Source organism: Pollutimonas sp. M17 (genome assembly GCF_025836975.1).
In the GTDB taxonomy this organism is placed as follows: Bacteria; Pseudomonadota; Gammaproteobacteria; order Burkholderiales; family Burkholderiaceae_B.
The window spans coordinates 2,166,617-2,191,517 of the sequence record NZ_CP107548.1 but is presented as its reverse complement, the minus strand read 5'-3'; the positions used below and the strand labels follow the sequence as shown (position 1 = coordinate 2,191,517).

Here is a 24,901-nt window from a genome sequence, read left to right as displayed (position 1 = left end):
CATCCACTCTGCTTTCACTCAGCTTAAAGAGGAATGACCATGCCCAGCACGCAACGAAGCGCCGCCCTGATTGCAGCCATCTGCCTGAGCGGGCTCTTTGGAATCGTCTTATTGGCAGGCGGCATATGGCTCGCGGCCCTGGGCGGTTCCTGGTACTACTTGTTGACCGGAGCGGTCCTCATCGCGATCGCCTTCATGCTGGCCCGGGGAATGCTAGAGGCGCTTTGGCTCTATGCCTTGCTTGTTGTCGCCACCGTGGCGTGGGCCTTGTGGGAAGCCGGCCTGGATTGGTGGCCGCTCGCCGCGCGCGGCGATGTGCTTTTCCTGTTGGGCTTGTTTTTGCTGACGCCGTGGGTGACGCGCTCGCTGGTCCGCCGCGGGCGGGCGCGAGCGGACGTCCAGACGTATTACGCGGCAGAGGCTCGGCGCGCCAGCTTGCCGCTGGCGATGTCGCTGGGCTTGTTCCTGCTGGTCGCCATTGCCTCGTGGTTCGTCGATCCGCATAAGATAGAGGGCAGGCTGCCCGATGTGCGTGCGCAGCTTGCCGCCGATGCCAGCGGAGTTCCGGCGGGTGAATGGCATGCCTATGGCCGCAGCGGCCATGGCCAGCGCTATTCGCCCTTGACGCAGATCACGCCGCAGAACGTGGCCAATCTCGAGGTCGCCTGGTATTACGAAACCGGCGATGTGCGGGGCAGGCCGGGCGATCCGGTGGAGACCACGTTCGAAGTCACGCCGCTAAAGATAGGCAACCGGCTTTTCTTCTGCACGCCGCATCAATCGGTGATAGCGCTGGATGCGACGAGCGGCAAGGAAATCTGGCGCTACGATCCGCAAATCCGCGGCAAGCTGGCCCTGCAGCACTTGACCTGCCGCGGCCTTTCCTATCATCCCGCGCAAGCCGGCGCGGCGGCGCCGTCCGGCCCTCAGGCGGCACCTCCTGACTCTCAGGCGGCGACCTCCGCGGCCGCCGCAACGCCGGACATCGGCCTTCCGGTCGCAGCGCAAGCCGGCCCGGCCATCGATCATTGCCCGGCCAAACTATTCATGCCCACGGCCGATGGACGCGTCATTGCGCTCGATCCCGAGAGCGGGTCGGTTTGCAAGGATTTCGGAGGCGGAACGGGCCAGATCGACTTGTGGCGCAACATGCCCAACGTCAATCCGGGCGGATACTATTCGACCTCGCCCGTGGTCGTGACGAAGTCGCTGCTCATCGTGGGCGGAACGGTGCTGGACAACGTTTCCACAAAGGAAACGTCGGGCGTGATACGTGCTTTCGACATCAATACCGGCCAGTTGGTGTGGAATTGGGATTCGGGCAATCCGGACCATACCGCTCCGATAGGGCCGGGTGAAACCTATACGGCGAACTCCCCCAACAGCTGGTCGATCTCCAGCGTGGACGAAGAGCTGGGCATGGTCTACGTGCCGCTGGGCAATCAGCCTCCCGACCAATGGGGCGCGGACCGCAGCCCGGCCGTCGAGCGCTACTCATCGTCGGTGGTGGCATTGGACCTGGCCACCGGCCAGGTGCGCTGGGTGTTCCAGACGGTGCATCACGATTTGTGGGATTACGATGTCCCCGCGCAACCCAGCCTGATCGATCTGACCGTCGGCGGAAAAACAGTGCATGCGCTGGTGCAGCCCACCAAGCAAGGAGAGCTTTACGTGCTGGACCGCCTTACGGGCGAACCCGTGCTGCCCGTCACCGAAGCGCCGGTGCCGCAGGGCGCGACAGAGGGGGAACGCCTGGCGCCCACGCAGCCCGTTTCAGCCTTGTCGTACGATCCGCCGCCCTTGACGGGCGCCGACATGTGGGGGGCGACCATGTTCGATCAGCTGGCCTGCCGCATCGAACTCAAGTCACTGCGCTACGAAGGCCGCTATACGCCGCCGTCGACGCAGGGCACATTGGTGTATCCGGGAAATTTCGGTGTATTCAATTGGGGCGGCATTGCTGTCGACCCGCAGCGCCAGGCGGCCTTCACGACCCCCACGTACCTGGCCTTCGTCTCGCAGCTGGTGCCCCGCGCGGATGACAAGACCCTGTATGTTCAGGGCGGAAACCGTCCGCAGGACAGCCTGCCGGCCCTGAATGAAAACTTCGGCGCACCGTACGCGGTTCAGCTTAGCGCCTTTACCTCTGCGCTGGGCCTGCCTTGCCAGGCCCCACCTTGGGGGTATGTGGCCGGAGCGGATCTGACCACCGGCAAGATAGCGTGGAAGCACAAGAACGGAACGGTCATCGACAGTTCGCCCTTGCCCTTGCCGTTCAGGATGGGCGTCCCCAATCTGGGCGGGCCCCTCATGACGGCGGGGGGCGTGGCCTTCCTTTCCGGAACGCTTGACTACTATGTGCGGGCCTACGATGTCAGCAATGGCGAGCAGTTGTGGGAGAGCCGGCTTCCGGCGGGCGGGCAGGCCACGCCCATGACCTATACCGCCGAGGATGGTCGCCAGTTCCTGCTGGTCGTGGCGGGCGGCCATGGCTCCCTGGGCACCAAGGCGGGCGACGATGTCATCGCCTATGCCTTGCCCAAGGAGCAGTAGAGAAGACGGGAATCGGAGAGCGCGGTCGAAGGTGGAGCAAGTCGTCACTGGCAGTTCTTGACCAGGGAACCTGGGTGCCGCGTATTCATTGGGCGCTCGGAGATTGCCCGAGGGTTATCCCTTGGCTTATGCACAGTTTATGTGGATAAGTAGGGCAGCCATGCGTAGCGCCATAGTGCCCAGCAGGCAGACAAACCACAGCGTCACCGCATCGCGCTTGATGCGCCGGGCCCAGGAGCGGATCGTTTCAATGGTTTTCATCGTGGAGTGGCCAGGACACTTCTTTTTGCCGGATTGCCGTCCCGTCTGGCCGCAGCATCGACGCGCAGCCGGACGAGCCCACCGACCGGAGCCGCCGTCGGGCCTGTATGGCGACAGCTGGATGATAACTGATCGAGGCCGGGGAGCCGGCCTCGCAAGCCCCCGGAATCTGCGGACCCGGATTCCGGGGTTGCGGCGGGTTCCCGCCGTCAGTCGGGCAGGAAGTAATTCTGGGTCTTCTTCAGGTCTGCGCCTTCATTGATGGCCAGGGCCAGCAGCAGTCGGGCTTTTTGCGGGTTGTAGAAGCCCGCCGCGATTCCTTCCTTCTTGGGCGTGACGATGCCTGCGCCCACGCGGGTCGCGCGCACCACCGGGTAGCCGTCGGCCTGCAGCTTGGTGATCTTTTCCACCATGGCCTTGGACAGCGAGCTGTTTCCGGGCCCGGCCACCACGACACCCTTGGTGCCGGTGCCGACCAGATGATCCAGCATGCCGGCATCGTTCTCGATGTAGCCGTACAGGATCTCGACCTTGGGCAGGTTCTCGGTTTTGCTGACGTCGAAGTAGGGCTTGCCGGGCACGGAAGCGGGGGTGAAATAGAAGTATGGCTTGGTTCCGACCATCAATCCCAGATGGCCCTGTTCGGCGGCCTGGAACGTATCCAGGGACTGGGTGTTGGTCTTGGATACATACATGGCGGAACTGATGCGGTCGTTGGACACGAGCAGGGCGCCGCGATCGCGTGCGGACGGATGGACCGCCAGCGCAATGGCTTGCAGCAGGTTGAACGGCCCGTCGGCGCTGATGGCCGTGGCCGGACGCATGGCGCCCACCACGATGACCGGCTTGCTGCTCTTGACGGTCAGGTCCATGAACAGAGCGGTTTCCTCGGCCGTCGAGGTGCCGTGGGTGATCACCACGCCGGATACGGAGGGATCGGCCAGATACTTGTTGGCGGCTTTGGAAAGGGCCAGCAGGTGCGAATACTGCATGTTGGGACTGCTGATGTTGACGACCTGCTCGACCTCGACATCGGCCACCTTGGCGATCTCCGGAACGGCTTTCACCAATTGGTCGCCGCTGCGCTGGCCGGCCGTGTAGTTGGTGGTATCGGTGCTGCTGCGCGATTCGCCGGCTATCGTGCCCCCTGTGGAAAGAACCACGACCTTGGGCAAGGTCTTCGCCGTATCTTTCGCCTGGGCATATGCCGCGCCGGTAAACGAAGCCAGGCACAAGGCGCCTGCCATCAACCATTTACTGCTGTTCATGCTGTCTCCTGTGTATCGATGAATTCGAATGCGGATGAAAAGAAATACCCGGTGACGCGATCCCTGAAAAATGGGATAGACGCGGTACCGCGGCATGATGAGTGTGTTGCTCGTTGAGGAATTTGATTTTGTCGTTGCCTGGCCGACGAGCGGTGTCCGCCTTATTGATATTTGGCCGGATTCGTATAATCGTATACGATTATACGAACAGAAGTATGAGTGGTTTCCCTAGTTTCCAGCGTTGGGCGATGCAGTATGCGGCATGAGGCTTGCTGAATACAGAGACTCTGCCCATGGGGCGTTAACGCGGAAGCAAGGGAATAGGGCCATGAACGAGCGCAAGGATACGTCTGACAAGAAAAGCGGCGCGGAAGCTGATTTGATCAGGAACCCGGTCGACACCTCCGGTGTGCCCAGCGTAGCCGATGCCGACCCTTCGGCGGCTCCCGGCACGGATCGTCCTCCCAAAGAGGAGGAACCTATCGATATCTCCACCGCCGACGACGTCGACATCGACGAGAGCAACGACGATCAGGACGACGCTTCCCAGCCATCGAAGGACTGAGACCGTAGTCCCGCCGGGTGCTTGCTGCGGGATAGCCGCCCGCCTTGAACTGCTATTGATCGTTCCGGGGCCCTTCGGACTTTTTCAGCTTGGCCGGTGTGTCATCCTTGGGCTTGAAGGACGTGGATGCGGAACCTTGAGGAGCCGGGCTACCGTCGAATTGCGTGGCTTTGCCGCCTTGCGCTTCTTGCCGGTTCATGCGTTCTTCCGTATCTTTGGCTTCCTTGACCGGCGACTTCAATCCCAATTCCGAGCGTGGATCCCTTTTTGTTGTCTCGTCCGCCTGCTTTCTGTCCATGTCTTCGTCCTCCGCAAGTGCGCGGGCTTTGCCTCCCTTGATGCCGGGATAGCTTTGGGTCTGGCCCTGGCTGGGTTGCCCCGGATCGTGTTGACCCGGCTCATCCTGGCGCTCGTGTCCCGGCGTATTGTGCGCGGGGTTGGCGTGACCCGGATTCTTGCTGGTGGACTCACCCGGACCGTCTATTCCCGACCGGTACTGGCCAGGACTGGCGGGTTCCTTCAGGCGAGGATCTATCTCGTTGCCTTGCTCCGCATCCTGTGGCGGAGGGGCGCCGGTCTTTGGATTCTGTGTCATGGCCTATCTCCAAGTATCGCCCGTGTACCGGGACGGGACCGCTTTCAAGCGGGATGCCGGCAGTGAGGCAAGCTGCGTGCCCGTGGCCTTCTATTCCGCTATCTGGTTGAAGACTATCGAGCCTGGGTCGATCCCGCCCTTGCGAAGCCGGGCATCGATATCCGCTTGCGTGGCAGGCGCATCATCCGCCCGAGGCAAGTCAAGCTTGTTGGCCAGTTCATTCTTGGCGTGATCAAGGCTCGCTATGGGGCCTTCGATAAGGGCGACTCCATCGTCGCCGTCCGTCTGCTGAAACTGAATTTGCGTTTTCATTGCATCTCCTTGCGCTGGTATCTGTTGCATGGGCGTCCTAGCAAGTACGATGCCGCCGAAGATTCATACTATGAAGAATTCGTGGGGCATGCGGGACTGCAGTCGGTGCCGTAGGGCAAAAAAAAGCCCGCGAGCGGGCGTTTCAAATCTACGGAGCAGAGTGTTTAGCGCTTGTTTGCGTCCCTTATGTCGTCTTTGGCTTCGCCGATTTTGCGTTGGGCTGTGCCGACATTCTTCTCGGCCTTGCCCTCAACTTCGGTCTTTGGGTTGTCGGTGGCTTTTCCGACCGCCTCCTTGACACCGCCCTTTATCTCCTTGGCGGCCCCTTTCACTTGATCTTTGTCCATGCGTATCTCCAGTGTAGCGGCCCAGCGGCCGGCACAAAGGCTTTAGCAAGGGACGTGCCCGGCTCTCCAAAAGGCAGGCAAAAGTAAGCCCGCCGGAGCAAGCTCGGAAATAGGAAAATCTCGGAGAAGGGGCTTGCCCGTCAGTCGATTAAAGGGTCTATATCCGGAACAAGGGGCAGCTCGATGTGGCGCTTCACCAAATCCAACGGCATCACCGAGGGCTCCCCGTTAATGGGGAAGAGCCGAAGAGCCGTTAATGGGGAAGAGCCAGCCGGAAGAGCCCAAAGAAAAAGGGGAGCCAATCACGTAAATGATTGACTCCCCTTAGATTTTTGGTGCCCCCCCCGTGAGTCGAACACGGCACCAACGGATTATGAGTCCGCTGCTCTAACCAGGCATGAGCTAGAGGGGCGTATCCGTGGCGCGCTTGCGCATGCGCCTCGGATAGCCCGCAATTATTGCATAAACCGATCAAGCTTGCCTAGCAGCCTCGCGCTGGGGTTTTGCGCCTGGCCCAGGCTGCTGACGCCCTTTCCGAAGAGTGCTATCGTGCCGGAAAAACCGGGTTGGAGAGGCCAGCGTGTTAAGGATAACGGCAGTTGTATTAGCATCGATCGTGTGTTGGTCACCCGCCTGGGCGGTCAAGGTCGCCAAATTCACGCCGCAGGGCACGGTGTCCAAGGTTGAAAGCATCCAGCTTGCTTTCGATGCGGCCGTCATCGCCTTTGGCGACGGCCAGGCGCCGGCTCCGATGGATGTCGCCTGCGATGATCCCGCCGTAAAAGGGCGGGGCCGCTGGCTGGATGCCAAGCGCTGGACCTATGTGTTCAACGAGGCGCCGGGGCCGGGCGTGCAGTGCAGCGCCACGATGCGGCCGGACTTTCGCAGCCTGGCGAACGAGACGGTGTCGGGCAAGGCGGCATTTTCCTTCCGGACCGGCGGGCCGGCGATAACGGCTTCCTATCCCTACGACAAGACCATCGCCGAAGACCAGGTCTTTGTCTTGCGGTTCAACGGCGACGTGGACGCGGACAGTCTGGCCGCCAGTGCGCGATGCCTGGTCGAGGGTTTGGGCGAGGCCGTGCCGGTAAGGCTGGTTTCGGGCGAGGCGCGCCGGGACATTCTAAAGTCCGTCTACTACTCCATGAGCGACGAGTGGGACACGCCCGCGACGCAACTGCTGCAATGCAAGCGCCGCCTTCCCGCCGAGGCGCGTGTGCAGCTTGGCGTGGGGCCGGGCGTGTCGACGCCCGCGGCACAGGGCCGGCCGGCGGTGGCCAGCGCAAAGGCCGAGGTTTTCGATTACACGGTGCGCGCGCCGTTCAAGGCCAGCTTCAGCTGCCTGCGGGAAAATGCCAGCATGCCCTGCACGCCGGTATCGCCCTTGACGCTGGAGTTTTCGGCGCCGATAGCGCGCGCCGATGCGGCGCAGATACGATTGACGACGCCTTCCGGCGAGCGCGGCCTGGATATCGACGACACCGGCTATCAAGGAGGCCTGTCGCATGTGCGGTTCGACGGCCCGTTTGCCGAACTGTCCTCCTTGTCGCTCAGTCTTCCTCAAGGCCTGAAGGACGATGCGGGGCGTGAACTGGTCAACGCCGATCAGTTCCCATTGGCCATACAGACGGCGGCATTCCCGCCCCTGGCCAAGTTCGCGGCGGCGCCGTTCGGCATCGTCGAGCGTTTCGCCCACCTGCCGCCGGATGGCAGCGAAGCCGAGTCGCCCGCGACCGTGCCCCTGACCCTGCGTAATGTCGAGGCGGTGCTCCGCACGCGGGATCTGGCGGTGTCGGCCGGCAAGATCAGCGACTATGCCACGCGGGATGACAAAGAGGTGCTGCATTGGTATGCGCGGCTGCGCCGGCTCGAGGACGGAAGCTGGACGGCGAACCAGTTGAAGGACATCATGGCCGACCGTGCGCCCCGGCAGAACGAGCGGCAGGAGCAGCCCCGCCTGGACACCCGGGGCTATTCCGCGCTGCAAGGCATGCAGGCCGCCCGCAAGCTGGCCCTGCCGGGCATGGACGGCGAAAGTCCCCGGCCCTTCGAGGTCATCGGAGTGCCACTGGTCGAGCCGGGCTTTCATGTGCTGGAGGTCGAATCGGCGCGACTGGGCCAGTCGCTGCTGGCATCGGCCGACCCGATGTATGTGCGCACCGCGGCCTTGCTGACCAATCTGGGCGTGCATATCAAGACGGGCCGCGACGATGTCCTGGTGTGGGTGACGACGCTGGATGAGGGCAGGGTGGTGGCCGGGGCGGACATCGCCGTGCTGGATTGCTCCGGCGCCGTGCTGGCGCGCGGCAAGACCGATGCCGAAGGCATCTGGCACCAGCGCGGCCGGCTGGATGCGCCAGATTATTGCGAGGACACCGGGCTTGGCGGGATCTATGCGTCGGCGCGCATAGGCGCCGACCATGCCCAGGCGCGCGGCAGGGCCGATTTTTCATTCGTGTTTTCGGACTGGAACCGGGGCATTGAGTCCTGGCGTTTCAACGTGCCGGTGGACACCCGTCCCACGCCGACGATGGCCACGCATACGGTATTGGATCGCACGCTGCTGCGCGCCGGCGAAACAGTGTCGATGAAGCATTTCGCGCGCATACAGACCCGCGACGGCCTGGCGCTGCCGGAGGATATTTCCGAGTTGCCCGGCAAGCTGCTCATCGAGCATCAGGGATCGGACCAACGCTATGAGCAGGCGCTTGCCTGGAAGAAGACGCCCTCCGGCGGTCTTGCGGCGGCCAGCCGTTTCGACATACCGAAGACGGCCAGGCTGGGCATGTATTCCGTCACATTGGCCGACGACCAGGGCAATTGGTATGGCAGCGGCCAGTTCCGGGTCGAGGAATTCAAGCTGCCTTTGCTGAGCGGCACGCTGAAGATCGGGAGCGAGGCGGGCGGCGGTCCGCTGCTTGCGCCGGCCAGCCTGGATGCCGATGTGCAAATCGCCTATGTCTCGGGCGGTCCCGCAGGGCATCTGCCCGTGCGCGTCTCGGGCGTGCTGCGCGAGCGCTGGGTGCGTTTCGCGGACTACGAGGACTATTCCTTCGATCCGCCCGATCCGCGCGGCGACGAAGCGTCCGGTGAAGAGGCGGATAACGGGGAACATGCGCAACAGACGCTTTTTCTGGACAAGAAGCCTCTGATGCTGGACGGGCAAGGCGGAGGGCGGCTGAAGATAGACGGATTGCCCGCATTCAAGCGTCCGGGGGAGCTTGTGTTCGAGGCAAGTTTCCAGGATCCGAACGGACAGGTCCAGACGCTGGCGCAATCGGTGCCGGTGTGGCCCGCCGGTGTCCAGGCGGGCATACGCGCAGGCAGCTGGGTGGCGGCCGGCACGGCCACACCCGTGCGGGGCCTGGCCCTGTCGACCGCGGGCGAGCCGCAAGCCGGGGTCCCCATGACGATCACGGCGCTTGCGCGCAGCACCTATTCCACGCGCAAGCGCCTGGTCGGCGGCTTCTACAGCTACGACAATCATGTGCAGTTGCGCGACCTGGGCACGGTGTGCCAGGGAAGCACCGGCGCGGATGGCGTGCTGGAATGTTCGATCGAATTGAAGGATGCCGGCGCCATCCAGTTGCGTGCGACGGCCAGCGACGCGCAAGGCCGCAGCTCCACCGCCGAGTCCACCGTATGGGTGACGGGCGCCGGCGAACTGTGGTTCGGAGGTCAGGACGACGACAGGATGGACATCATCCCCGAGCGCAAGAGCTGGAAGCCGGGGGAAACCGCCCAATTTCAGGTGCGCATGCCCTTCCGCCATGCGATGGCCCTGGTGGCCGTGGAGCGCGAAGGAGTGCTGAAGACGCAGGTCGTGCGTCTAAACGGCAGCGACCCCACGATCCGCATTCCGATAGAGGCCGACTGGGGACCCAACGTATACGTATCGGTGCTGGCCTTGCGCGGGCGTTTGCGCGAGGTGCCGTGGTATTCCTTCTTTACCTGGGGCTGGCAGCAGCCCAGGTCCTGGTATGGCGCCTTTATGGACGCCTCGAAGCATTACGCCGCGCCGACGCCTTTCATCGATTTGTCAAAGCCCTCCTTTCGTTACGGGCTGGCCGAGATACGGGTGTCCGACGAAAGCGACCGGCTGGAGGTCAAGGTCAGCGCCGACAAGCCCGTCTACCCGTTGCGGGACCGGGCCAGCGTGACGGTGGAAGTGAAGACGGCGGACGGCAAGCCCGCGGCTCATGGCACGGTGGCTTTCGCGGCCGTCGACCAGGCCTTGCTCGAACTGGCGCCCAACGACAGCTGGGACCTGCTGTCGGCCTTGCGGCAGTTGCGCAGCTACGGCGTCGAGACCGCCACGGCTCAGATGGAAGTCGTCGGCCGGCGGCATTACGGGCGCAAGGCCCTGCCGGCGGGCGGGGGAGGCGGCAAGAGCCCGACGCGCGAACTTCTGGATACGCTGCTGCTGTGGGCGCCGGCAGTGGAGCTCGATGAGCAGGGCAAGGCCACGCTGTCTGTCCCGCTTAACGACGCCATTACCCGCTACAAGCTGGTGGCCATTGCCGACTACGGCGCGGACCGTTTCGGCACGGGTTTCGCCAGCATTGCAAGTACGCAGGACCTGCAGTTGATCCCGGGCCTGCCTTCGCTGGTTCGCGAGGGGGATCGCTACAAGGCCATGGTGACGGCGCGCAACTCCACGGGGGCCGCCATGCGGGTCCGAGTGACGGCCGGCTATACCGGGAAGGGCGTGGCATCGGAAACCTTGACGCCGCAAGAGGTGGAGCTGGCTCCCGGCGCAGCGCGCGCGCTGACTTGGGATGTCCAGGCGCCCGAGGGCAATCTCTTGGGTGGATCGGCGCAACTGGAATGGCGTATCGAAGCCCGCGACATGGGCGGCGCAATGGCTCAGGGCGAGGCAGCTGGGAGCGGCCCGGCCAGCGCGGCTGGATCCGGCGGCCTGGCGGCTCGCGATGCGCTGGTGTTCAGGCAGGCGCTGCTGCCGGTCGTGCCGGTTTCGACACGGCAGGCGACCCTGTTCGCGCTGGATTCCGAAGCGGATCCCGTCCGCCTGCCCGTGCAGGCGCCGACAGGCGCGTTGACGGATGCCAATGGCGTGCCGCGCGGCGGCTTGCAAGTGCATGCGCAATCCTCGCTGGCGGGCGGGTTGCCGGGTGTGCGCGAATGGTTTTCCGCCTATCCCTACACCTGCCTGGAGCAATTGGGCTCCAGGGCAATAGGGTTGCGAAGTCCTGAGCAATGGCAGGACCTGATGCGGCGCCTGCCTACCTATCTGGACGACGATGGATTGGCCGGCTATTTCCCCGGAGCGGTGCAAGGCAGCGAAGTGCTGACGGCCTACCTGCTGGCCGTCAGCCATGAAGCCCAGGCCCTGGGCCTGCCTTATGCAATTCCCGAAGCGGCGCGCGCATCCATGGTGCGCGGACTGCTGGCCTTTGTTCAGGGCAAGCTGGTCCGCAACCGCTGGGCGCCCCAGCGTGACCTGGATGTGCGCAAGCTGCTGGCGCTGGAGGCCTTGTCGCGCTACGGACTGGTTCAGGCCCGCATGCTGGGCAGCATTGCCATTGCTCCGGATCGCTGGCCGACCTCGGCGGTGATCGATTGGCTGGCCCTGCTGCAGCGCGTGCCGGGTATCGCCGGCAAACCGGCGAAACTGGCCCAGGCGCGCCAGGTGTTGCTGGCACGCATGATGGAGAGCGGCACCGGCCTGACGTTCACGGACGATGCGCTGAACGACAGCTGGTGGCTGATGAGCGGCCGCGAATCGAATCTGGCCAAGCTGATTCTGCTGACCGCCGGGCAGCCGGAATGGCGCAGCGACCTGCCCCGGATGATGCAGGGCCTGCTGGACATGCAGCGCAGGGGCGCCTGGCGCACGACCACCGCCAACCTGATGGGCAGCCTGGCCGCGGAAAAATTCGCGCAGCGCGAAGAAAGCGTTCCCGTGTCAGGGCGGCTTCGGCTGGCTTCGGGCAGCGGCGACCATGTGCTGGACTGGAGCCGCGCCGATTCGCAGGACGGAGTGAAGGCGCTTGATTTCCTGCAGGCCTGGTCGTCCGCCAAGACCGATACCCTGGTCCTGGAACAGCAGGGCAGGGGGCGTCCGTGGGTGAGCGTGCGTTCATTGGCCGCCGTGCCCGTATCCCAGGCTGTTTCGTCGGGTTATGAGATCCGGCGCGGCATCGAGCCGGTTTCCCAGGCCATTCCGGGCGCGTGGTCGCGCGGCGACGTGTATCGCGTGACGCTGACCATCCGGGCCAGGACGTCCACGACCTGGGCCGTGCTCAGCGATCCTGTTCCAGCGGGGGCCACGATACTGGGCAGCGGACTGGGGCGGGACTCCAGCATTGCGGCGCAGACCGCAAGGCCGGAAGGGAACGAGGGCTATGCGCCCGCATTCGTCGAACGCAGCTTCGAGGCCTACCGCGCCTACTACGATTACCTGCCGGCCGGAACGACGACCCTGAGCTATGTGGTCAGGCTGAATACGGAGGGAAGCTTCAGCCTGCCGCCCACCCGCATCGAGGCCATGTACCAGCCCGACGTGTACGGCGAATTGCCTCAGCCGGGCAGGTTTGCTGTGCGGGGCGAAGCGCAGCCGGACTAGCGCCTGCCGATCCGGAATGGAAAACCTCATGCGCACGCAAACCGTTCGTCATCCAGGAGCAAGGCTGCGCAACAGAGCAGCCTGGCCGGGCCTTTGCAAGGCGAAGCGGCGGCTTCTTGCTTCATCGTTGGCGCTGCTGATGCTGGCGCTGCCAGGGGCAGCCACAGCGCTGCCTTCCTACGATGAGGTCAAGGCCGATGCGCAGGCGTCCAATGTGCAAGTGCTGGATCGCTCGGGCCGCCTGATGGAGCGCGTCCGCGTCGACTTCCAGGCCCGGCGCGGCGACTGGATCGCGCTGGATGATGTGTCGGTCGCGCTTCAGCGGGCGGTCATCCTGTCGGAGGACAGGCGGTTCTATTCGCATGGCGGCGTCGATTGGCGGGCGATCGCCGCGGCGGCCTGGGATACGCTGGCGCATGAGCGGCGGCGCGGCGCATCGACGCTCAGCATGCAGTTGCTGGGCTTGATCGATGAAGGCTTCGAGCGGGGCCCGCAGGGGCGGGGCATCATGCAGAAAATCGATCAAGCCTTCGAGGCGCGGCACCTGGAAGAGCAATGGAGCAAGCCCCGGATACTGGAAGCCTACTTGAACCTGGCGGCCTTCCGCGGCGAGCTTGTCGGGGTGGACGCGCTGGCCCGCGTCTTGTTCCAAAAGCATCCCAGCGGGCTGGACGCACGCGAATCGGCGCTGGCCGCAGCCTTGCTGCGCGGCCCGAACGCCTCCGCCACGGTCGTTGCGCGGCGTGCTTGCGCCTTGCTGGCCGAGATGGGGGCGCCCGATGAGTGCGCGGGCCTGTCCGCCTATGCGCGCCGCGTTCTGGCGCGCAGTTCGGGCTTCTGGGCCGGTCCCCCCGGCATGGCCGAGCATTACGCCAGGCTGGCGCTGGCGCAATCGCGTGAACACGGCGTGCCGCCGCCGCGGGCAGTGCGGACGACGCTGGACGCCGGCTTGCAGCGTTTCGTCGCGCAAAGCATAAGCCGGCATCTGCGCATCCTGGGCATGGACAACGTTCGCGACGCCGCGGTGGTGGTTCAGGACAATCGCTCGGGGCAGGTGCTGGCCTACGTGGGCTCGTCGGACGGCCTGTCGGACGCGGCACGGGTCGACCATGCGCGGGCCCTGCGTCAGGCGGGCTCCACGCTCAAGCCCTTTCTGTACGCCCAGGCGATCGAGCAGCAGCGCCTGACCATGGCATCGCTGCTGAACGACAGTCCGCTGGATATTCCCACGGGAAACGGATTGTATATTCCGCAGAACTACGACAAACGATTTTCCGGCTGGGTCAGTGCCCGTACGGCCCTGGCTTCATCGCTGAACATTCCGGCCTTGCGGGTCTTGCTGATGATTTCGCCCGACGCCTTTGCCCGGCGCCTGACCCGGCTGGGCTTGCCGCTGGACCAGACGGGCGATTTCTATGGCTACAGCCTTGCCCTGGGCAGCGCGGATGTAACGCTGTTGTCCCTGACCAATGCCTATCGCGCGCTGGCCGACGGCGGCCTGTATTCGCCGCCCCGCTACCTGCTGGATGCGCCCGATGCGCCGGCGACCCGCGTCATATCCGAGGCGGCGGCCTGGATCATCGGCGATGTGCTGTCCGACCGCCAGGCGCGGGCGCGCACTTTCGGCTTTGACAGTCCTTTGTCCACGCCGTTCTGGACGGCCGTGAAAACCGGCACCAGCAAGGACATGCGCGACAACTGGTGCATGGGATGGTCGCAGGACTACACCGTCGGGGTCTGGGTTGGAAACAGCGGAGGCGCCAGCATGCGCGATGTGTCGGGCGTATCGGGAGCGGGGCCGGTGTGGCACGATGTCATGTCCTACCTGCATCGCGGCAGGCCCAGCGGCCAGCCCGCCAGGCCGGCGCAGGTGACGCAGGCCCGCGTGGCATTCGATCACGAGCTCGAGCCGGAGCGACTGGAGGCGTTCGTGGGCGATACCGTCCTGCGGCGCGTCAGCCTGGCGCAGGACTTCGTGCCGCGCGGCCAGGGCGCGGCGCGTATCGCCGCGCCGGCGGACGGCGCGATTTTCGCGATCGACCCGGACATACCGCCCGACCGGCAGCGCAGCGCCTTGCGTGCGAGGAACGTGGCCGCCGCCATGGCGCGGGACGTGTCCTGGCGGATCGACGGCCGCGTGCTGGGGCGCGGCGGCGAACTGGCCTGGGCGCCGTGGCCGGGCCGCCATCGCATAGAACTGCTGGATCCGGACGGCCGCGTGCTGGATGCCGTCCATGTCGAAGTGCGCGGGGCCGCGCCGCAGTGAAGGGCTGCCGCTCTGGGCACGTGTTCAAACAAATTGATAGATATTGACGTCATTTCAGCGGCCCAGCTGTTAAACTTTTCCGACGTTGATAAATTCGTTTTGGGGGAAGTCTTCATGAAAGCGACTCGTATGCTTGGCCGTGTGCTCGTGCCGGCCAGTTTGTTGTTGCTGGCCGCTTGCCAGACGACGCCGGGCCAGAAACCCGTAGCGGCGGCGGATCAGCCGGCCCAGTCCCAATCCCAGGCGCCTGCCACGCCCGCACCCGAAACGACGATGCAGGCCCAGCAGCAAGGCGCGCCGGTGGCGGTGTACCTGGCCGACACCACGCTGCAAGCGGGCTGGACGCCGGTCAACATTCAATCGTCCACCTTGTACGTGAACCCCGCGCCGGTGATTACGCGGGCCGACCTGACCGGGGTCCAGGCCGGCGCCAGCAAAGAGGGCGAAGGCCTGCTTGCGCTCGAACTGAACGAAGAGGGGAAGCGGAAAGTCGCCGACACCACCACCAAGAACCCCAACAGGCGGCTGGCGCTGGTCGTCGGGCGGACCATGCTGGCCGCGCCGGGCTATACGACGCCGGTCAATTCCCCGCATCTTATCTTTGCGGTGGGGACTGAAGAAAACGCCACGGCGGCGGCTCGCGCGATTGCCGGTGTGCCGGCCGACGGCGCAGCGCCCGCCCTGCCCACCGCGCCGGCCACGACGGGGACGCCGGCTCAGTAGCCTTGCAATCCACGCCATGCGCATTTGCTTGAAATTCATGACGGCACCATGCGGGTGCCGTTTTTTTGCCTGACAGGATCTTATGGACATCGATCAAACCGGCCGGCTTCATGCCCTGCGAACCTTGGCCGGCGGATTTGCGCTGGGCTTCAAGTTTCTGGCATGGACGAATGGCCTGGGCGTGCTGCTGCTTCTCTGCTGGTCGCTGGGCATCGTGCAGATCGACCTGGACCCGCAATGGCTGCGTTTTCCCATGGCCGCTTTTCTGGCGGGCCTGGCCCTGGCGGCCCTGGGGCTGTTGTGGTCGTATCCGGTGCAAAGCAGCCTGCTGCATCAGCTGCTTACCGGCAGGCCGCGCCGCAGCCATTGGCTGCCCCTGTTCTGTACCTTGGTCGCCTATAGCCTGAGCCTGCTGGCTTTTATCGCGGCTTGCTGGTTCACCCAGAGCCTGGCCGTGCTGACATACTGAGCGGTATTGAGCGAAGGCGGCGTTGTATTTTGTCGCCACCAATAAGAAAATGCTCGTAAATTGTCGTGGCGGAAAATAAAATATACGCGTTGCGTATATTTATTCAAGGTGCCCCTCATGACGGTTTCCCAACAAGTGTTTCTTCGCGATGCCATGCGTCGCCTGAATCTGACGCGCGATGTCTTCGCGGGGCGTATCGGCGTCAAGCGCCGGGCGCTGGACACGTGGCTGCTGCCCGAGGGCTCGCAGGAGTTCCGGGCCATGCCCGAAGTCGTGAACCGCTTCGTGACGGAAATCGTCGAGAACGAAACCTTGCTGCAGAAGTATGCGCAAAGCGCACAATCGGGCTCTTTGCGCGACCGGATCGCCGCCGAGGGCAAGCACCAGCTGCTGTCGGTCGACCAGTTTTCCCGCGAGTCGGTCGAAGAACTCTTCCGCATCGCCGATCAGATGCAGCCCATAGCGCGGCGCCAGAAAGTCTCGCGTGTGCTGGAGGGCGCCGTATTGGGCAATCTTTTTTTCGAAGCCAGCACGCGTACCCGCGTGAGTTTCGGGGCGGCCTTCTGCAGGCTGGGAGGATCGGTCTGCGACACCACCGGCTTCACATTTTCATCCATGGCCAAGGGTGAATCCATCTACGATACAAGCCGGGTCATGAGCGGCTATGTCGATGCCATGGTCATCCGCCATCCCGAAAAAGGCTCGGTGGCCGAGTTCGCGGCGGCGACCAACATCCCCGTGGTCAATGGCGGCGACGGCCCGGGCGAACATCCCAGCCAGGCTCTGCTGGATCTCTACACCATACTGACCGAATTCTCGCGCCTGGGCAAATTACTGGACGGCGCGCACATCGTCCTGGCCGGCGACCTGAAGTACGGCCGCACCGTGCACTCGCTGATCAAGCTGCTGGCCCTGTATCGCGGCCTGAAGTTCACCCTGATTTCGCCGCGCGGGCTGGAGATGCCCGAGTACCTGCTGGAACAGGTCGGTACGCGGGGCCACGTCATCGAACAGACCAATTCCCTGGAAGAGGGCCTGCCCGGCGCGGACGTGATCTATGCCACGCGCGTGCAGAAAGAACGTTTCGCCGCCGAGGAGCTGGAAGGCTACAGCCCCGACTTCCAGGTGAACAAAGCCATCATCGACAAGTGCTGCGGCCCCGACGTGATCGTCATGCATCCTTTGCCCCGCGACAGCCGCGAAGGCGCGAACGACCTTAGCGTGGACCTGAACCATGATCCGCGCCTGGCCATCTTCCGCCAGACCGATAACGGCATCCCGGTGCGCATGGCCATCTTCGCCGTGCTGCTCGGCGTGGAAAACCTGGTGCAGCATTCGCTGCGCGACGTCACCTGGAGTCCGCCGTCGCACATCGGGCCCGACGACAGCGTTTTCCACGGCATGGACTAAGGGGCCGTACAGCGTCCCCCAATCCATCCACGTTCACGGATCCGAGGCGGCCTCCGCCGGTCCGTGGCCATAGCCGGGCGCAGGCCCGGCCGCCATCACTGCTTGCGTTCGCCGCCCAGCGCTTCCACCAGGCCCGCGATCAGGCGCGAAAGCTCGCCGGTCATCAGGGTGAAGTCCGAGTCGAACTGCTCGGCTTCGTTGTGAGCGGCCGAGTCCTGGCCTTCCTTGAGCACATCCAGCGGATTCACCCGCTTCACATCCAGTCCATCGGTCAGCACGAAGGAGACGCGGTTGGCCCAGGTCAGGGCCAGGCGGGTGCATTGCTTGCCGGCCTGCACGTGCTTGCGCACCTCGTCGATTTCTATGCTTTGCCGCACATAGCGGACGGCGGCGCCGCTTTCGCTGGTCGAGCGCAGCTCTGTGTCCTGGTCTATCGAGAAATTGGCGGGCGGCTCGTCGCTGATCAGCCAGTTGGTCATGGCGGCGGCGGGGGATTCCTCCACATAGAGCGGCGAAATCGGAAAGGAATCCATGGCCTTGGCCAGCATGCCAAGCACTTCGTCGCTCTTGGCCGCGGCGGCGGCATCGATCACCAGCCAGTGATTGCGGGTGTCGATCCAGACGCGGGTATCGCGATACACGCTGAAGGCCTTGGGCAGCAATTCGTCGGTCACCTGCTCCTTGATTTCCTTCATCTGCTTGCGGCCCGGCTTGAAGCCCTGCTGTTCTTCGATGTCCTGGGCGCGGGCCTTGGCGAACTGGTTGATCACGGTGGTGGGCAGCAGCTTCTTGTCGGCCCGCAAGCTAAGCAGGTATTGGCCGTCCAGGGCATAGACCAGGCCGCTGTCCTCGCGCGGGGCGACCCATCCCAGGCTTTGCATGTCGCGGCTTCCGCTCGGCTGGAAGGCCTGTTTTTCCAGTGCCGCTTCCAGTGTGTCCACGGTGCACGACCACGTCGGTGCCAGACGGAATATCCTGAGATTCTTGAACCACATATGCTTGATGTCTTCTTTGGTTGCGGGCTTGCCCAACGCGCCCGGCGAGCGGGGAGGCAGCCGAAAAAATGATGAGCGCTGATTGTAAGCCCATTTGCGCGGCGCCCTTTTTCCTTATGTTTGCCAGGGACTTGCCGGCGCCGGACAAAAAAATGGCCCGGAATGCCAGAGGCATCGGGCCATCAGGGGAGCACACAGTGTTGCGCTAAAAAGGCTCGCGGGGGACGCAACACAGGTGATAAAAAGGGCGGCTTCGCTGTAAAACCGGGGGATCAGACGTTCGACAACATCAGGCAGCCCCTTCTATGTATTGAATTCTAATGATCCTGCCTGACGTTAGCCTGAACCTGGCCGCGCTTCAGGCATTGATGTCATTGCCCCTGGTTTCCTTGACGAACAGCGTGCCGATGACCAGCGTGATGGCGGCGATGATGATGGGGTACCACAAGCCGTCGTAGATATTGCCGGTCGCCGCCACCACCGCGAATACGACCGGCGGCAGAAAGCCACCGAACCAGCCGTTGCCGATGTGGTAGGGCAGGCTCATGGAGGTATAGCGTATGCGCGTGGGGAACATCTCGACCAGCATGGCTGCGATGGGACCGTAGACCATGGTGACGAGCACGACCAGGAAGGTCAGCAGCAGCACCACCATGATGTAGTTGATCTGCGAGGGGTCGGCCTTGGCGGGATAGCCATGGCTGCGTATGGCATCGGTCAGCGATTTCTTCAATTCCGCCGACCTTGCCGCGAAATCGGCCTTGTTCAGGTGCTGGCCTTCAAACGATACGAACTCGTCCTGGCCGATGCGGGCCTTGGCGACGCTGCCGGCGGGCGCGGCCTGGTTGTCGTAGTTCACCGAATTGCTGGCCATGAAGGCTTTCAGGATGTCGCAGGAACTGGTGAAGGACGACACGCCCACGGGATTGAACTGGAACGAGCAGGTGGCCGGATCGGCGATGACGGTGACCGGCGCGGTGGCCTGCGCTTTCTCGAGGGCCGGATTGGCGAAATGAGTAATGCCCTTGAACACCGGGAAATAGGCCAGGGCGGCGATCAGGCAGCCCGCCATGATGATGGGCTTGCGGCCGATCCGGTCGGACAGCGCGCCGAAGACGACGAAGAAGGGCGTGCCCAGCAGCAGCGCCATCGCGATCATGATGTTGGCGGTATTGGCTTCGATGGCCAGCGTCTTGGTCAGGAAGAACAGGGCGTAGAACTGGCCGGTATACCAGACCACGGCCTGCCCGGCGGTCAGGCCGAACAGGGCCAGCAGCACGATCTTCAGATTGCTCCACTTGCCGAAAGAATCCTTGATGGGCGCCTTGGAGCCATTGCCTTCGGCCTTCATCTTCCGGAAGGCCGGCGACTCGTTCAGTCGCATCCGTATCCACACCGAGATGCCCAGCAGGACCACCGAGATCAGGAAGGGGATGCGCCAGCCCCATTCCATGAAGGCTTCCTCGCTGAGCGAGGTGCGTATGCCCAGGATGACGAGCAGCGACAGGAACAGGCCCATGGTGGCGGTGGTCTGTATCCAGCTGGTATAGAAGCCGCGTCGATTTTGCGGGGCATGCTCGGCCACATAGGTCGCCGCGCCGCCGTATTCCCCGCCGAGCGCCAGGCCCTGCAGCAGGCGCAGGACGATCAGTATCACCGGCGCCGCCATGCCTATGGAGGAATACGAGGGCAGCACGCCGACCAGGAAAGTGGACAGGCCCATGATCAGTATGGTGATCAGGAAGGTGTATTTGCGGCCCACCAGGTCGCCCAGGCGGCCGAAGACCAGTGCGCCGAAGGGCCGGACGGCAAACCCGGCCGCGAAGGCCAGCAGGGCGAAAATGAAGCCCGCCGTGGGATTCACGCCCGAGAAGAAGTGGGCGGCGATGATGGCCGCCAGCGAGCCGTATAGATAGAAGTCGTACCACTCGAAGACGGTGCCCAGCGATGACGCGAAAATGACCCGCCGCTCTTCAGGGGTCATCGGCCTGTTCGTCGCGGCCGGCGCGCCCACCGGCACCGCCTCGGGCGGCCTTCCCATGGTGGTGATGTTCATGTTTGTCTCCCAGTGAGATATCGTCCTTGCGGATCTTTTATCGGGCAAGCGTACGTTATGCGAAGCTCCTGACGCCAGGCTGACAACAAGTTGAACGCCGCCGCTCTTTGGTTACTTCATGTAACGCAAAAGCGGGATCATAGCGGTCCGTCATGGCCCGATCGTGCATGCAGATGTCTCCTTCATATTCTCAAGCGGGCAGGATGGTGGTCGTCTTGATCCGATTGAAGGTGATGCGCAGGCATGTCCCTCCGGCTTTGCCGCCGCGATTTCCCGTGGGCATGAAGGCGACCCCGGCGTTGTGCTGCTCGGCGATTTCCTTGACGATGGACAATCCCAGGCCGCTGCCGTCGGTGCTGCCTCCCAGCACCCGGAAAAACCGGTCGAAGACGCGCTCGCGGTCTTCGGGGGCGATTCCGGGGCCCGAGTCCTCCACCTCGATGTATGCCGAGAGCGCGTCGCCGCCCACCCGGATGGTGATCCAGCCGGACTCGGGGGTATAGAGCATGGCGTTCTCGATCAGGTTGTTCAGCATCTCGGCCAGCATCAGATTGTCGCCCGACACGTGCATGGATGCCGGCGCCCGCTCGAAGCCCAGGTCGATGTCTTTTTTCAGGGCCGTGTCGACCCAGCCCAGGGTTTGCCGCTCGGCCAGCGCATTCAGGTCGACGTCGTCGGCCAGGCGCAGGACGGGATTCTCGGCGCTTTCCGCCCGCGCCAGGGAAAGCAACTGGTTGACCAGCCGGGTCGCCCGCTGGGAGCCCAGCACCAGCTGGCGCAGGCTCTCATCCAGTTTTTCGGGAGACTGCTCGCGCATGGCCAGCTCGGCCTGGGTGCGCATGCCGGCCAGGGGCGTCTTCAACTGGTGGGCGGCATTGGCCACGAATCGCCTTTGCGTTTCGTTGGTGGCCGCCAGCCGTGCCAGCAGGCTGTTCATGGCGGCCACCAACGGCACGATCTCGGCGGGCGCCAGCTCCGCGCTGATGGGCGACATATCGTTGGCGCGACGCGCCCGTATGCGTTCCTGGAGCAGGCTCAGGGGCTCCAGGCCCTGGGTCAGGCCCAGGCCGGCCAGCAAGGCGGCCAGGGGCAGGACGATGAGCTGAGGCGTGAGCATGCCGGTCAGGATTTCCTGCTGCAGGGTGGCGCGCATCTCGTTGGACTGGGCCACAATGGTCAGGAAGGGCAGGCCGCCGGCGTCCCGCCCGCCCCAGATGTAGGCAACCCGGACACTGTGGCCATCGTAGCTTTCGTTGCGGAATCGTATCTTGTCTTCTTCGTAGGTCCAGGTTTCAGGCAGGGGAATGCTGCCGTTACCGCCCATGGAGTTGCCGTTGGCATCGCGGATCTCCCAGCGGATCAGCTGGGTGGGGTCGCCCTGCAGGATGGTGATGGCCGAGGCGGACAGCTGGATGCCTTCCAGTATCTTCTGCTGTTCCACCTCGTGCTTGAGCAGGCGCAGATGATCCGCCAGGGTGCGGTCGTAGGGTGCGTTGGCAATGTTCTGCGCAATGAAGTAGGTGATGACCAGCCCTATGGTCCAGAGCAGGAACAGCGGACCGAACATCCAGATCATGATCTTGTTCAGCAGCGCCCGGTGGCGCTTCTTGCGCCGGAACAGCCCCAGAAAGGCCTTGCTTTCAGAAGGCGAGCTATCGGTATCCTTCAGGACCTGCGGATCGATCAGCATGCGGGCAGGCGCGCGGATTCACGCGGCCACGGAATCATTGCGATTTTCGGGTTCCAGGCAATAGCCCAGGCCTCGGACGGTGACGATCTTGACGCCGCTGGGTTCGATCTTTTTGCGCAGGCGGTGGATGTAGACCTCGATGGCGTTGGGCGTGACTTCTTCGCCCCACTCGCAAAGCAGGTCGACGAACTGGTTCTTGCTGATCATGCGGCCGCAACGGGAAAGAAAGATCTCCAGGAGGCTGGTTTCGCGCGCCGAGAGCTCCAGCGGCTGGTCGTCGATGCGCGCCGTGCGTCCGTTCAGGTCGAAACTGAGCCTTTTGTAGCGCAGCTGCGTGGTGCTGACGCCGGCGCTGCGGCGCGTCAGGGCGCGCACGCGGGCCTCGAGTTCGGTCAGCGCAAACGGCTTGGCCATGTAGTCGTCGGCGCCCAGGTCCAGTCCCTTGACGCGCTGTTCGACGGTGTCGGCCGCCGTTAAAATAAGGACGGGTATCGGCATCTGGCGCTGGCGCAGCAGGCGCAGCACCGACAGCCCGTGCATCTGGGGAAGGTCCAGATCCAGGATCAGCAGGTCGAAGCTTTGCAGCTGCAGGGCGGAATCGGCGCTGGAGCCGTCGTTGACGACATCGACCGCATAGCCGTCGTATCGCAATGAACGTGAAAGTCCATCGGCAAGAATACTGTCGTCCTCGGCGATAAGAATACGCATGTCGTGCGGGCTGGGGCTGGGTCGGGTTGCGGTAAGGCCTATTCTTGCACGTTCACTGGGCAGCGGATAGTCAGGGATTACGATGTGCTTTTTGATTATCTGTGTATTTATACAGTATAATTTGATGCAATAATCTATTCCATTCCATGGCCGCGTCAGCGCGCTTTCATCAATTCATCGTTTTTCAGCCAAGGATCCACCACATGGACGACAAGAACAGCAAAGCCGCCGGCGAACGCAGCAAGGCACTGGCCGCCGCCTTATCCCAGATTGAAAAGCAATTTGGCAAAGGCTCGGTCATGCGCTACGGCGACGACACTGTCGAGCACGATATCCAGGTCGTCTCCACCGGCTCGCTCGGGCTGGACATCGCACTGGGGGTGGGCGGCCTGCCGCGCGGCCGCGTCATCGAAATCTACGGCCCCGAATCGTCCGGCAAGACCACGCTCACCCTGCAGGTCATCGCCGAAATGCAAAAAATCGGCGGCACCTGCGCCTTCGTCGACGCCGAGCACGCGCTCGACGTCCAGTACGCCTCCAAGCTGGGCGTCAATCTGTCCGACCTGCTCATTTCCCAGCCCGATACCGGCGAACAGGCCCTGGAAATCACCGATGCGCTGGTGCGCTCGGGTTCGGTCGACCTCATCGTCATCGACTCGGTCGCGGCCCTGACGCCCAAGGCCGAAATCGAAGGCGACATGGGCGACTCGCTGCCGGGCCTGCAAGCCCGCCTCATGAGCCAGGCCCTGCGCAAGCTGACCGCCACCATCAAGCGCGCCAACTGCATGGTCATCTTCATCAACCAGATCCGCATGAAGATCGGCGTCATGTTCGGCAACCCCGAAACCACCACGGGCGGGAACGCGCTCAAGTTCTATTCCTCGGTGCGGCTCGACATCCGCCGCATCGGCGCCATCAAGAAGGGCGACGAGGTCGTGGGCAACGAAACCCGCGTCAAGGTGGTCAAGAACAAGGTGGCGCCTCCGTTCAAGCAGGCCGAGTTCGACATCATGTACGGCGCCGGCATCTCGCGCGAGGGCGAAATCATCGACCTGGGCGTGCAGGCGGGCATCGTGGACAAGGCCGGCGCCTGGTTCAGCTACAGCGGCACCCGTATCGGTCAGGGCAAGGACAATGTCCGCGAATACCTGAAAGAACATCCTGAAATGGCCTTCGAGATCGAAAACCGGGTTCGCGAGCAATTGGGCGTCATTCCGCAAGCCGCCGCCACCGTCAGCAAGGCGGCGGTTCCCAGCGCCGAACCCGAGGCCTAAAGAGCGGGGCGGGGCGCCATGCACACGAACGACGACGGTTTCGAAACGCTGTCCGACGCCGGCTCTCCGCCCGAACGTAAACAGCAGAAGGCGGGGCCCACACTGAAGGCCCGCGCCATCGGCTATCTGTCCAGGCGCGAGCATTCCCGCCGCGAATTGCAGCGCAAGCTTGCGCCGCATGCCGAAAGCCCCGAACAGCTTGAGCGCTTGCTCGACGATCTGGAGCGCGAAAACTGGCTTTCCGACCAGCGTTTTGCCCAGAGCCTGGTTCACAGGCGCGCGCCCCGGCAGGGCGCCGGCCTTATCCTGCAAGAGCTCAAGCAACATGGGCTGGGCGACGCGGCCATTGCCGACCTGGGCCGGCAATTGCAGGGCAGCGAACAGGAACGCGCGCAAGCCGTCTGGGAAAAGAAATTCGCCAGCCTGCCCGTCGATGCAAAAGACTATGCCAGGCAATTCCGTTTCCTGGCCTCGCGCGGTTTTTCCTCCGAATGCGTGCGCCGCATACTGGGCAGCATTCCGCATGCCTCCCGCTAGCGCCTTTTCGGTTCAGGTGCTACGTACGTGTTGGTTCTGCCGGGGCGATATTCAGTGGCTTCAGTGGCGATTCAAGATCCGTGTGAGGTGCTCTCTGACGCGAGCTTCTTGTGTGCGACGGTGCCACTATGGACTGCGGGGCGAGTTCCGAGCAAGGTATTCTCTGACGCGTGCCGGGTGGCGGGAGCCGGCCTTGCTCCTCGTGGCCGGTTCGGCGCCCTGCGCGCCGAACGCCGCTGCGCCTGGCTCCTGCGCCCCTTCGGGCTGCGTTCGCCGACGGCTTGCT

General features: G+C 63.8%; 18 protein-coding genes and 1 tRNA gene. 9 read left to right on the top strand and 10 right to left on the bottom strand.

The window, feature by feature from the left end; all coding sequences use genetic code 11:
- Window positions 1-39 precede the first annotated feature (39 nt).
- Window positions 40-2,553, top strand: a complete 2,514-nt coding sequence (locus OEG81_RS10430) for a glucose/quinate/shikimate family membrane-bound PQQ-dependent dehydrogenase (RefSeq protein WP_264129164.1) — start codon at window positions 40-42, stop codon at window positions 2,551-2,553.
- 126 nt (window positions 2,554-2,679) lie between these two features.
- Here OEG81_RS10430 and OEG81_RS10425 read toward each other — a convergent pair whose 3' ends face one another.
- Both OEG81_RS10425 and OEG81_RS10420 read right to left on the bottom strand, forming a co-directional pair.
- Window positions 2,680-2,814, bottom strand: a complete 135-nt coding sequence (locus tag OEG81_RS10425) for a hypothetical protein (RefSeq protein WP_264129163.1) — start codon at window positions 2,812-2,814, stop codon at window positions 2,680-2,682.
- Between the two features lie 209 nt (window positions 2,815-3,023).
- Entirely contained in the window at window positions 3,024-4,082 is a 1,059-nt protein-coding gene (locus OEG81_RS10420) for an asparaginase (RefSeq protein WP_264129162.1), read from the bottom strand.
- Between the two features lie 328 nt (window positions 4,083-4,410).
- Between OEG81_RS10420 and OEG81_RS10415 the strand changes: the two genes are divergently transcribed.
- The gene (locus OEG81_RS10415; protein WP_264129161.1) at window positions 4,411-4,647 is read left to right on the top strand and encodes a hypothetical protein; all 237 of its coding nucleotides are present in this window, start codon (window positions 4,411-4,413) and stop codon (window positions 4,645-4,647) included.
- Between the two features lie 52 nt (window positions 4,648-4,699).
- Here the strand turns inward: OEG81_RS10415 and OEG81_RS10410 are convergent, their stop codons facing one another.
- From OEG81_RS10410 to OEG81_RS10395, 4 genes are all read right to left on the bottom strand, one after another.
- Window positions 4,700-5,242 (bottom strand): hypothetical protein, encoded by a 543-nt coding sequence (locus OEG81_RS10410; protein ID WP_264129160.1) that lies wholly within the window; start codon window positions 5,240-5,242, stop codon window positions 4,700-4,702.
- 90 nt (window positions 5,243-5,332) lie between these two features.
- Window positions 5,333-5,554: a hypothetical protein gene (locus OEG81_RS10405; RefSeq protein ID WP_264129159.1), complete on the bottom strand. Its 222-nt coding sequence runs from the start codon at window positions 5,552-5,554 to the stop codon at window positions 5,333-5,335.
- Window positions 5,555-5,718: 164 nt separating this feature from the next.
- Window positions 5,719-5,901: a CsbD family protein gene (locus OEG81_RS10400; RefSeq protein WP_264129158.1), complete on the bottom strand. Its 183-nt coding sequence runs from the start codon at window positions 5,899-5,901 to the stop codon at window positions 5,719-5,721.
- Between the two features lie 333 nt (window positions 5,902-6,234).
- A tRNA-Ile gene (locus OEG81_RS10395) sits at window positions 6,235-6,313 on the bottom strand.
- 204 nt (window positions 6,314-6,517) lie between these two features.
- Here OEG81_RS10395 and OEG81_RS10390 point away from each other — a divergent pair.
- The 5 genes from OEG81_RS10390 (at window position 6,518) to OEG81_RS10370 (ending at window position 17,355) form a co-directional block, all read left to right on the top strand.
- A complete protein-coding gene (locus OEG81_RS10390; protein WP_264129157.1) occupies window positions 6,518-12,487 on the top strand; it encodes an alpha-2-macroglobulin family protein in 5,970 nt (1,989 codons plus the stop codon).
- 139 nt (window positions 12,488-12,626) lie between these two features.
- Complete coding sequence (pbpC, locus tag OEG81_RS10385) at window positions 12,627-14,753, top strand: penicillin-binding protein 1C (protein ID WP_264132566.1); 2,127 nt, start codon at window positions 12,627-12,629, stop codon at window positions 14,751-14,753.
- Between the two features lie 114 nt (window positions 14,754-14,867).
- Complete coding sequence (locus tag OEG81_RS10380) at window positions 14,868-15,476, top strand: SecDF P1 head subdomain-containing protein (RefSeq protein ID WP_264129156.1); 609 nt, start codon at window positions 14,868-14,870, stop codon at window positions 15,474-15,476.
- A gap of 82 nt (window positions 15,477-15,558) precedes the next feature.
- Window positions 15,559-15,945, top strand: coding sequence for a hypothetical protein (locus OEG81_RS10375; protein WP_264129155.1), 387 nt, complete (start codon window positions 15,559-15,561; stop codon window positions 15,943-15,945).
- Between the two features lie 117 nt (window positions 15,946-16,062).
- Window positions 16,063-17,355, top strand: a complete 1,293-nt coding sequence (locus tag OEG81_RS10370) for an aspartate carbamoyltransferase (RefSeq protein WP_264129154.1) — start codon at window positions 16,063-16,065, stop codon at window positions 17,353-17,355.
- A 95-nt stretch (window positions 17,356-17,450) separates the two neighbouring features.
- On the opposite strand, the gene OEG81_RS10365 is transcribed toward OEG81_RS10370, so the two are convergent.
- The 4 genes from OEG81_RS10365 to OEG81_RS10350 form a co-directional block, all read right to left on the bottom strand.
- The gene (locus OEG81_RS10365) at window positions 17,451-18,350 is read right to left on the bottom strand and encodes a recombination-associated protein RdgC (protein WP_264132565.1); all 900 of its coding nucleotides are present in this window, start codon (window positions 18,348-18,350) and stop codon (window positions 17,451-17,453) included.
- Window positions 18,351-18,708: 358 nt separating this feature from the next.
- Entirely contained in the window at window positions 18,709-20,334 is a 1,626-nt protein-coding gene (locus tag OEG81_RS10360; protein WP_264132564.1) for an MFS transporter, read from the bottom strand.
- Between the two features lie 262 nt (window positions 20,335-20,596).
- Complete coding sequence (locus OEG81_RS10355) at window positions 20,597-22,096, bottom strand: sensor histidine kinase (RefSeq protein WP_264129153.1); 1,500 nt, start codon at window positions 22,094-22,096, stop codon at window positions 20,597-20,599.
- Window positions 22,097-22,114: 18 nt separating this feature from the next.
- Window positions 22,115-22,804 (bottom strand): response regulator transcription factor, encoded by a 690-nt coding sequence (locus tag OEG81_RS10350; RefSeq protein WP_264129152.1) that lies wholly within the window; start codon window positions 22,802-22,804, stop codon window positions 22,115-22,117.
- Between the two features lie 203 nt (window positions 22,805-23,007).
- Here OEG81_RS10350 and recA point away from each other — a divergent pair, with 203 nt between their 5' ends.
- Both recA and recX read left to right on the top strand, forming a co-directional pair.
- Complete coding sequence (gene recA, locus OEG81_RS10345; protein WP_264129151.1) at window positions 23,008-24,078, top strand: recombinase RecA; 1,071 nt, start codon at window positions 23,008-23,010, stop codon at window positions 24,076-24,078.
- 18 nt (window positions 24,079-24,096) lie between these two features.
- On the top strand, window positions 24,097-24,615 hold the full coding sequence (recX, locus tag OEG81_RS10340; RefSeq protein ID WP_264129150.1) for a recombination regulator RecX: 519 nt from the start codon (window positions 24,097-24,099) through the stop codon (window positions 24,613-24,615).
- The last annotated feature ends 286 nt before the right edge of the window (window positions 24,616-24,901 follow it).

Excerpts from the sequence above, each read along its gene's own strand:
- OEG81_RS10430 (WP_264129164.1), top strand. The coding sequence starts at position 40 with ATGCCCAGCACGCAACGAAGCGCCGCCCTGATTGCAGCCATCTGCCTG.
- OEG81_RS10425 (WP_264129163.1), bottom strand. The coding sequence starts at position 2,814 with ATGAAAACCATTGAAACGATCCGCTCCTGGGCCCGGCGCATCAAGCGC.
- OEG81_RS10420 (WP_264129162.1), bottom strand. The coding sequence starts at position 4,082 with ATGAACAGCAGTAAATGGTTGATGGCAGGCGCCTTGTGCCTGGCTTCG.
- OEG81_RS10415 (WP_264129161.1), top strand. The coding sequence starts at position 4,411 with ATGAACGAGCGCAAGGATACGTCTGACAAGAAAAGCGGCGCGGAAGCT.
- OEG81_RS10410 (WP_264129160.1), bottom strand. The coding sequence starts at position 5,242 with ATGACACAGAATCCAAAGACCGGCGCCCCTCCGCCACAGGATGCGGAG.
- OEG81_RS10405 (WP_264129159.1), bottom strand. The coding sequence starts at position 5,554 with ATGAAAACGCAAATTCAGTTTCAGCAGACGGACGGCGACGATGGAGTC.
- OEG81_RS10400 (WP_264129158.1), bottom strand. The coding sequence starts at position 5,901 with ATGGACAAAGATCAAGTGAAAGGGGCCGCCAAGGAGATAAAGGGCGGT.
- pbpC (WP_264132566.1), top strand. The coding sequence starts at position 12,627 with ATGCTGGCGCTGCCAGGGGCAGCCACAGCGCTGCCTTCCTACGATGAG.
- OEG81_RS10380 (WP_264129156.1), top strand. The coding sequence starts at position 14,868 with ATGAAAGCGACTCGTATGCTTGGCCGTGTGCTCGTGCCGGCCAGTTTG.
- OEG81_RS10375 (WP_264129155.1), top strand. The coding sequence starts at position 15,559 with ATGGACATCGATCAAACCGGCCGGCTTCATGCCCTGCGAACCTTGGCC.
- OEG81_RS10370 (WP_264129154.1), top strand. The coding sequence starts at position 16,063 with ATGACGGTTTCCCAACAAGTGTTTCTTCGCGATGCCATGCGTCGCCTG.
- OEG81_RS10365 (WP_264132565.1), bottom strand. The coding sequence starts at position 18,350 with ATGTGGTTCAAGAATCTCAGGATATTCCGTCTGGCACCGACGTGGTCG.
- OEG81_RS10360 (WP_264132564.1), bottom strand. The coding sequence starts at position 20,334 with ATGACCCCTGAAGAGCGGCGGGTCATTTTCGCGTCATCGCTGGGCACC.
- OEG81_RS10355 (WP_264129153.1), bottom strand. The coding sequence starts at position 22,096 with ATGCTGATCGATCCGCAGGTCCTGAAGGATACCGATAGCTCGCCTTCT.
- OEG81_RS10350 (WP_264129152.1), bottom strand. The coding sequence starts at position 22,804 with ATGCGTATTCTTATCGCCGAGGACGACAGTATTCTTGCCGATGGACTT.
- recA (WP_264129151.1), top strand. The coding sequence starts at position 23,008 with ATGGACGACAAGAACAGCAAAGCCGCCGGCGAACGCAGCAAGGCACTG.
- recX (WP_264129150.1), top strand. The coding sequence starts at position 24,097 with ATGCACACGAACGACGACGGTTTCGAAACGCTGTCCGACGCCGGCTCT.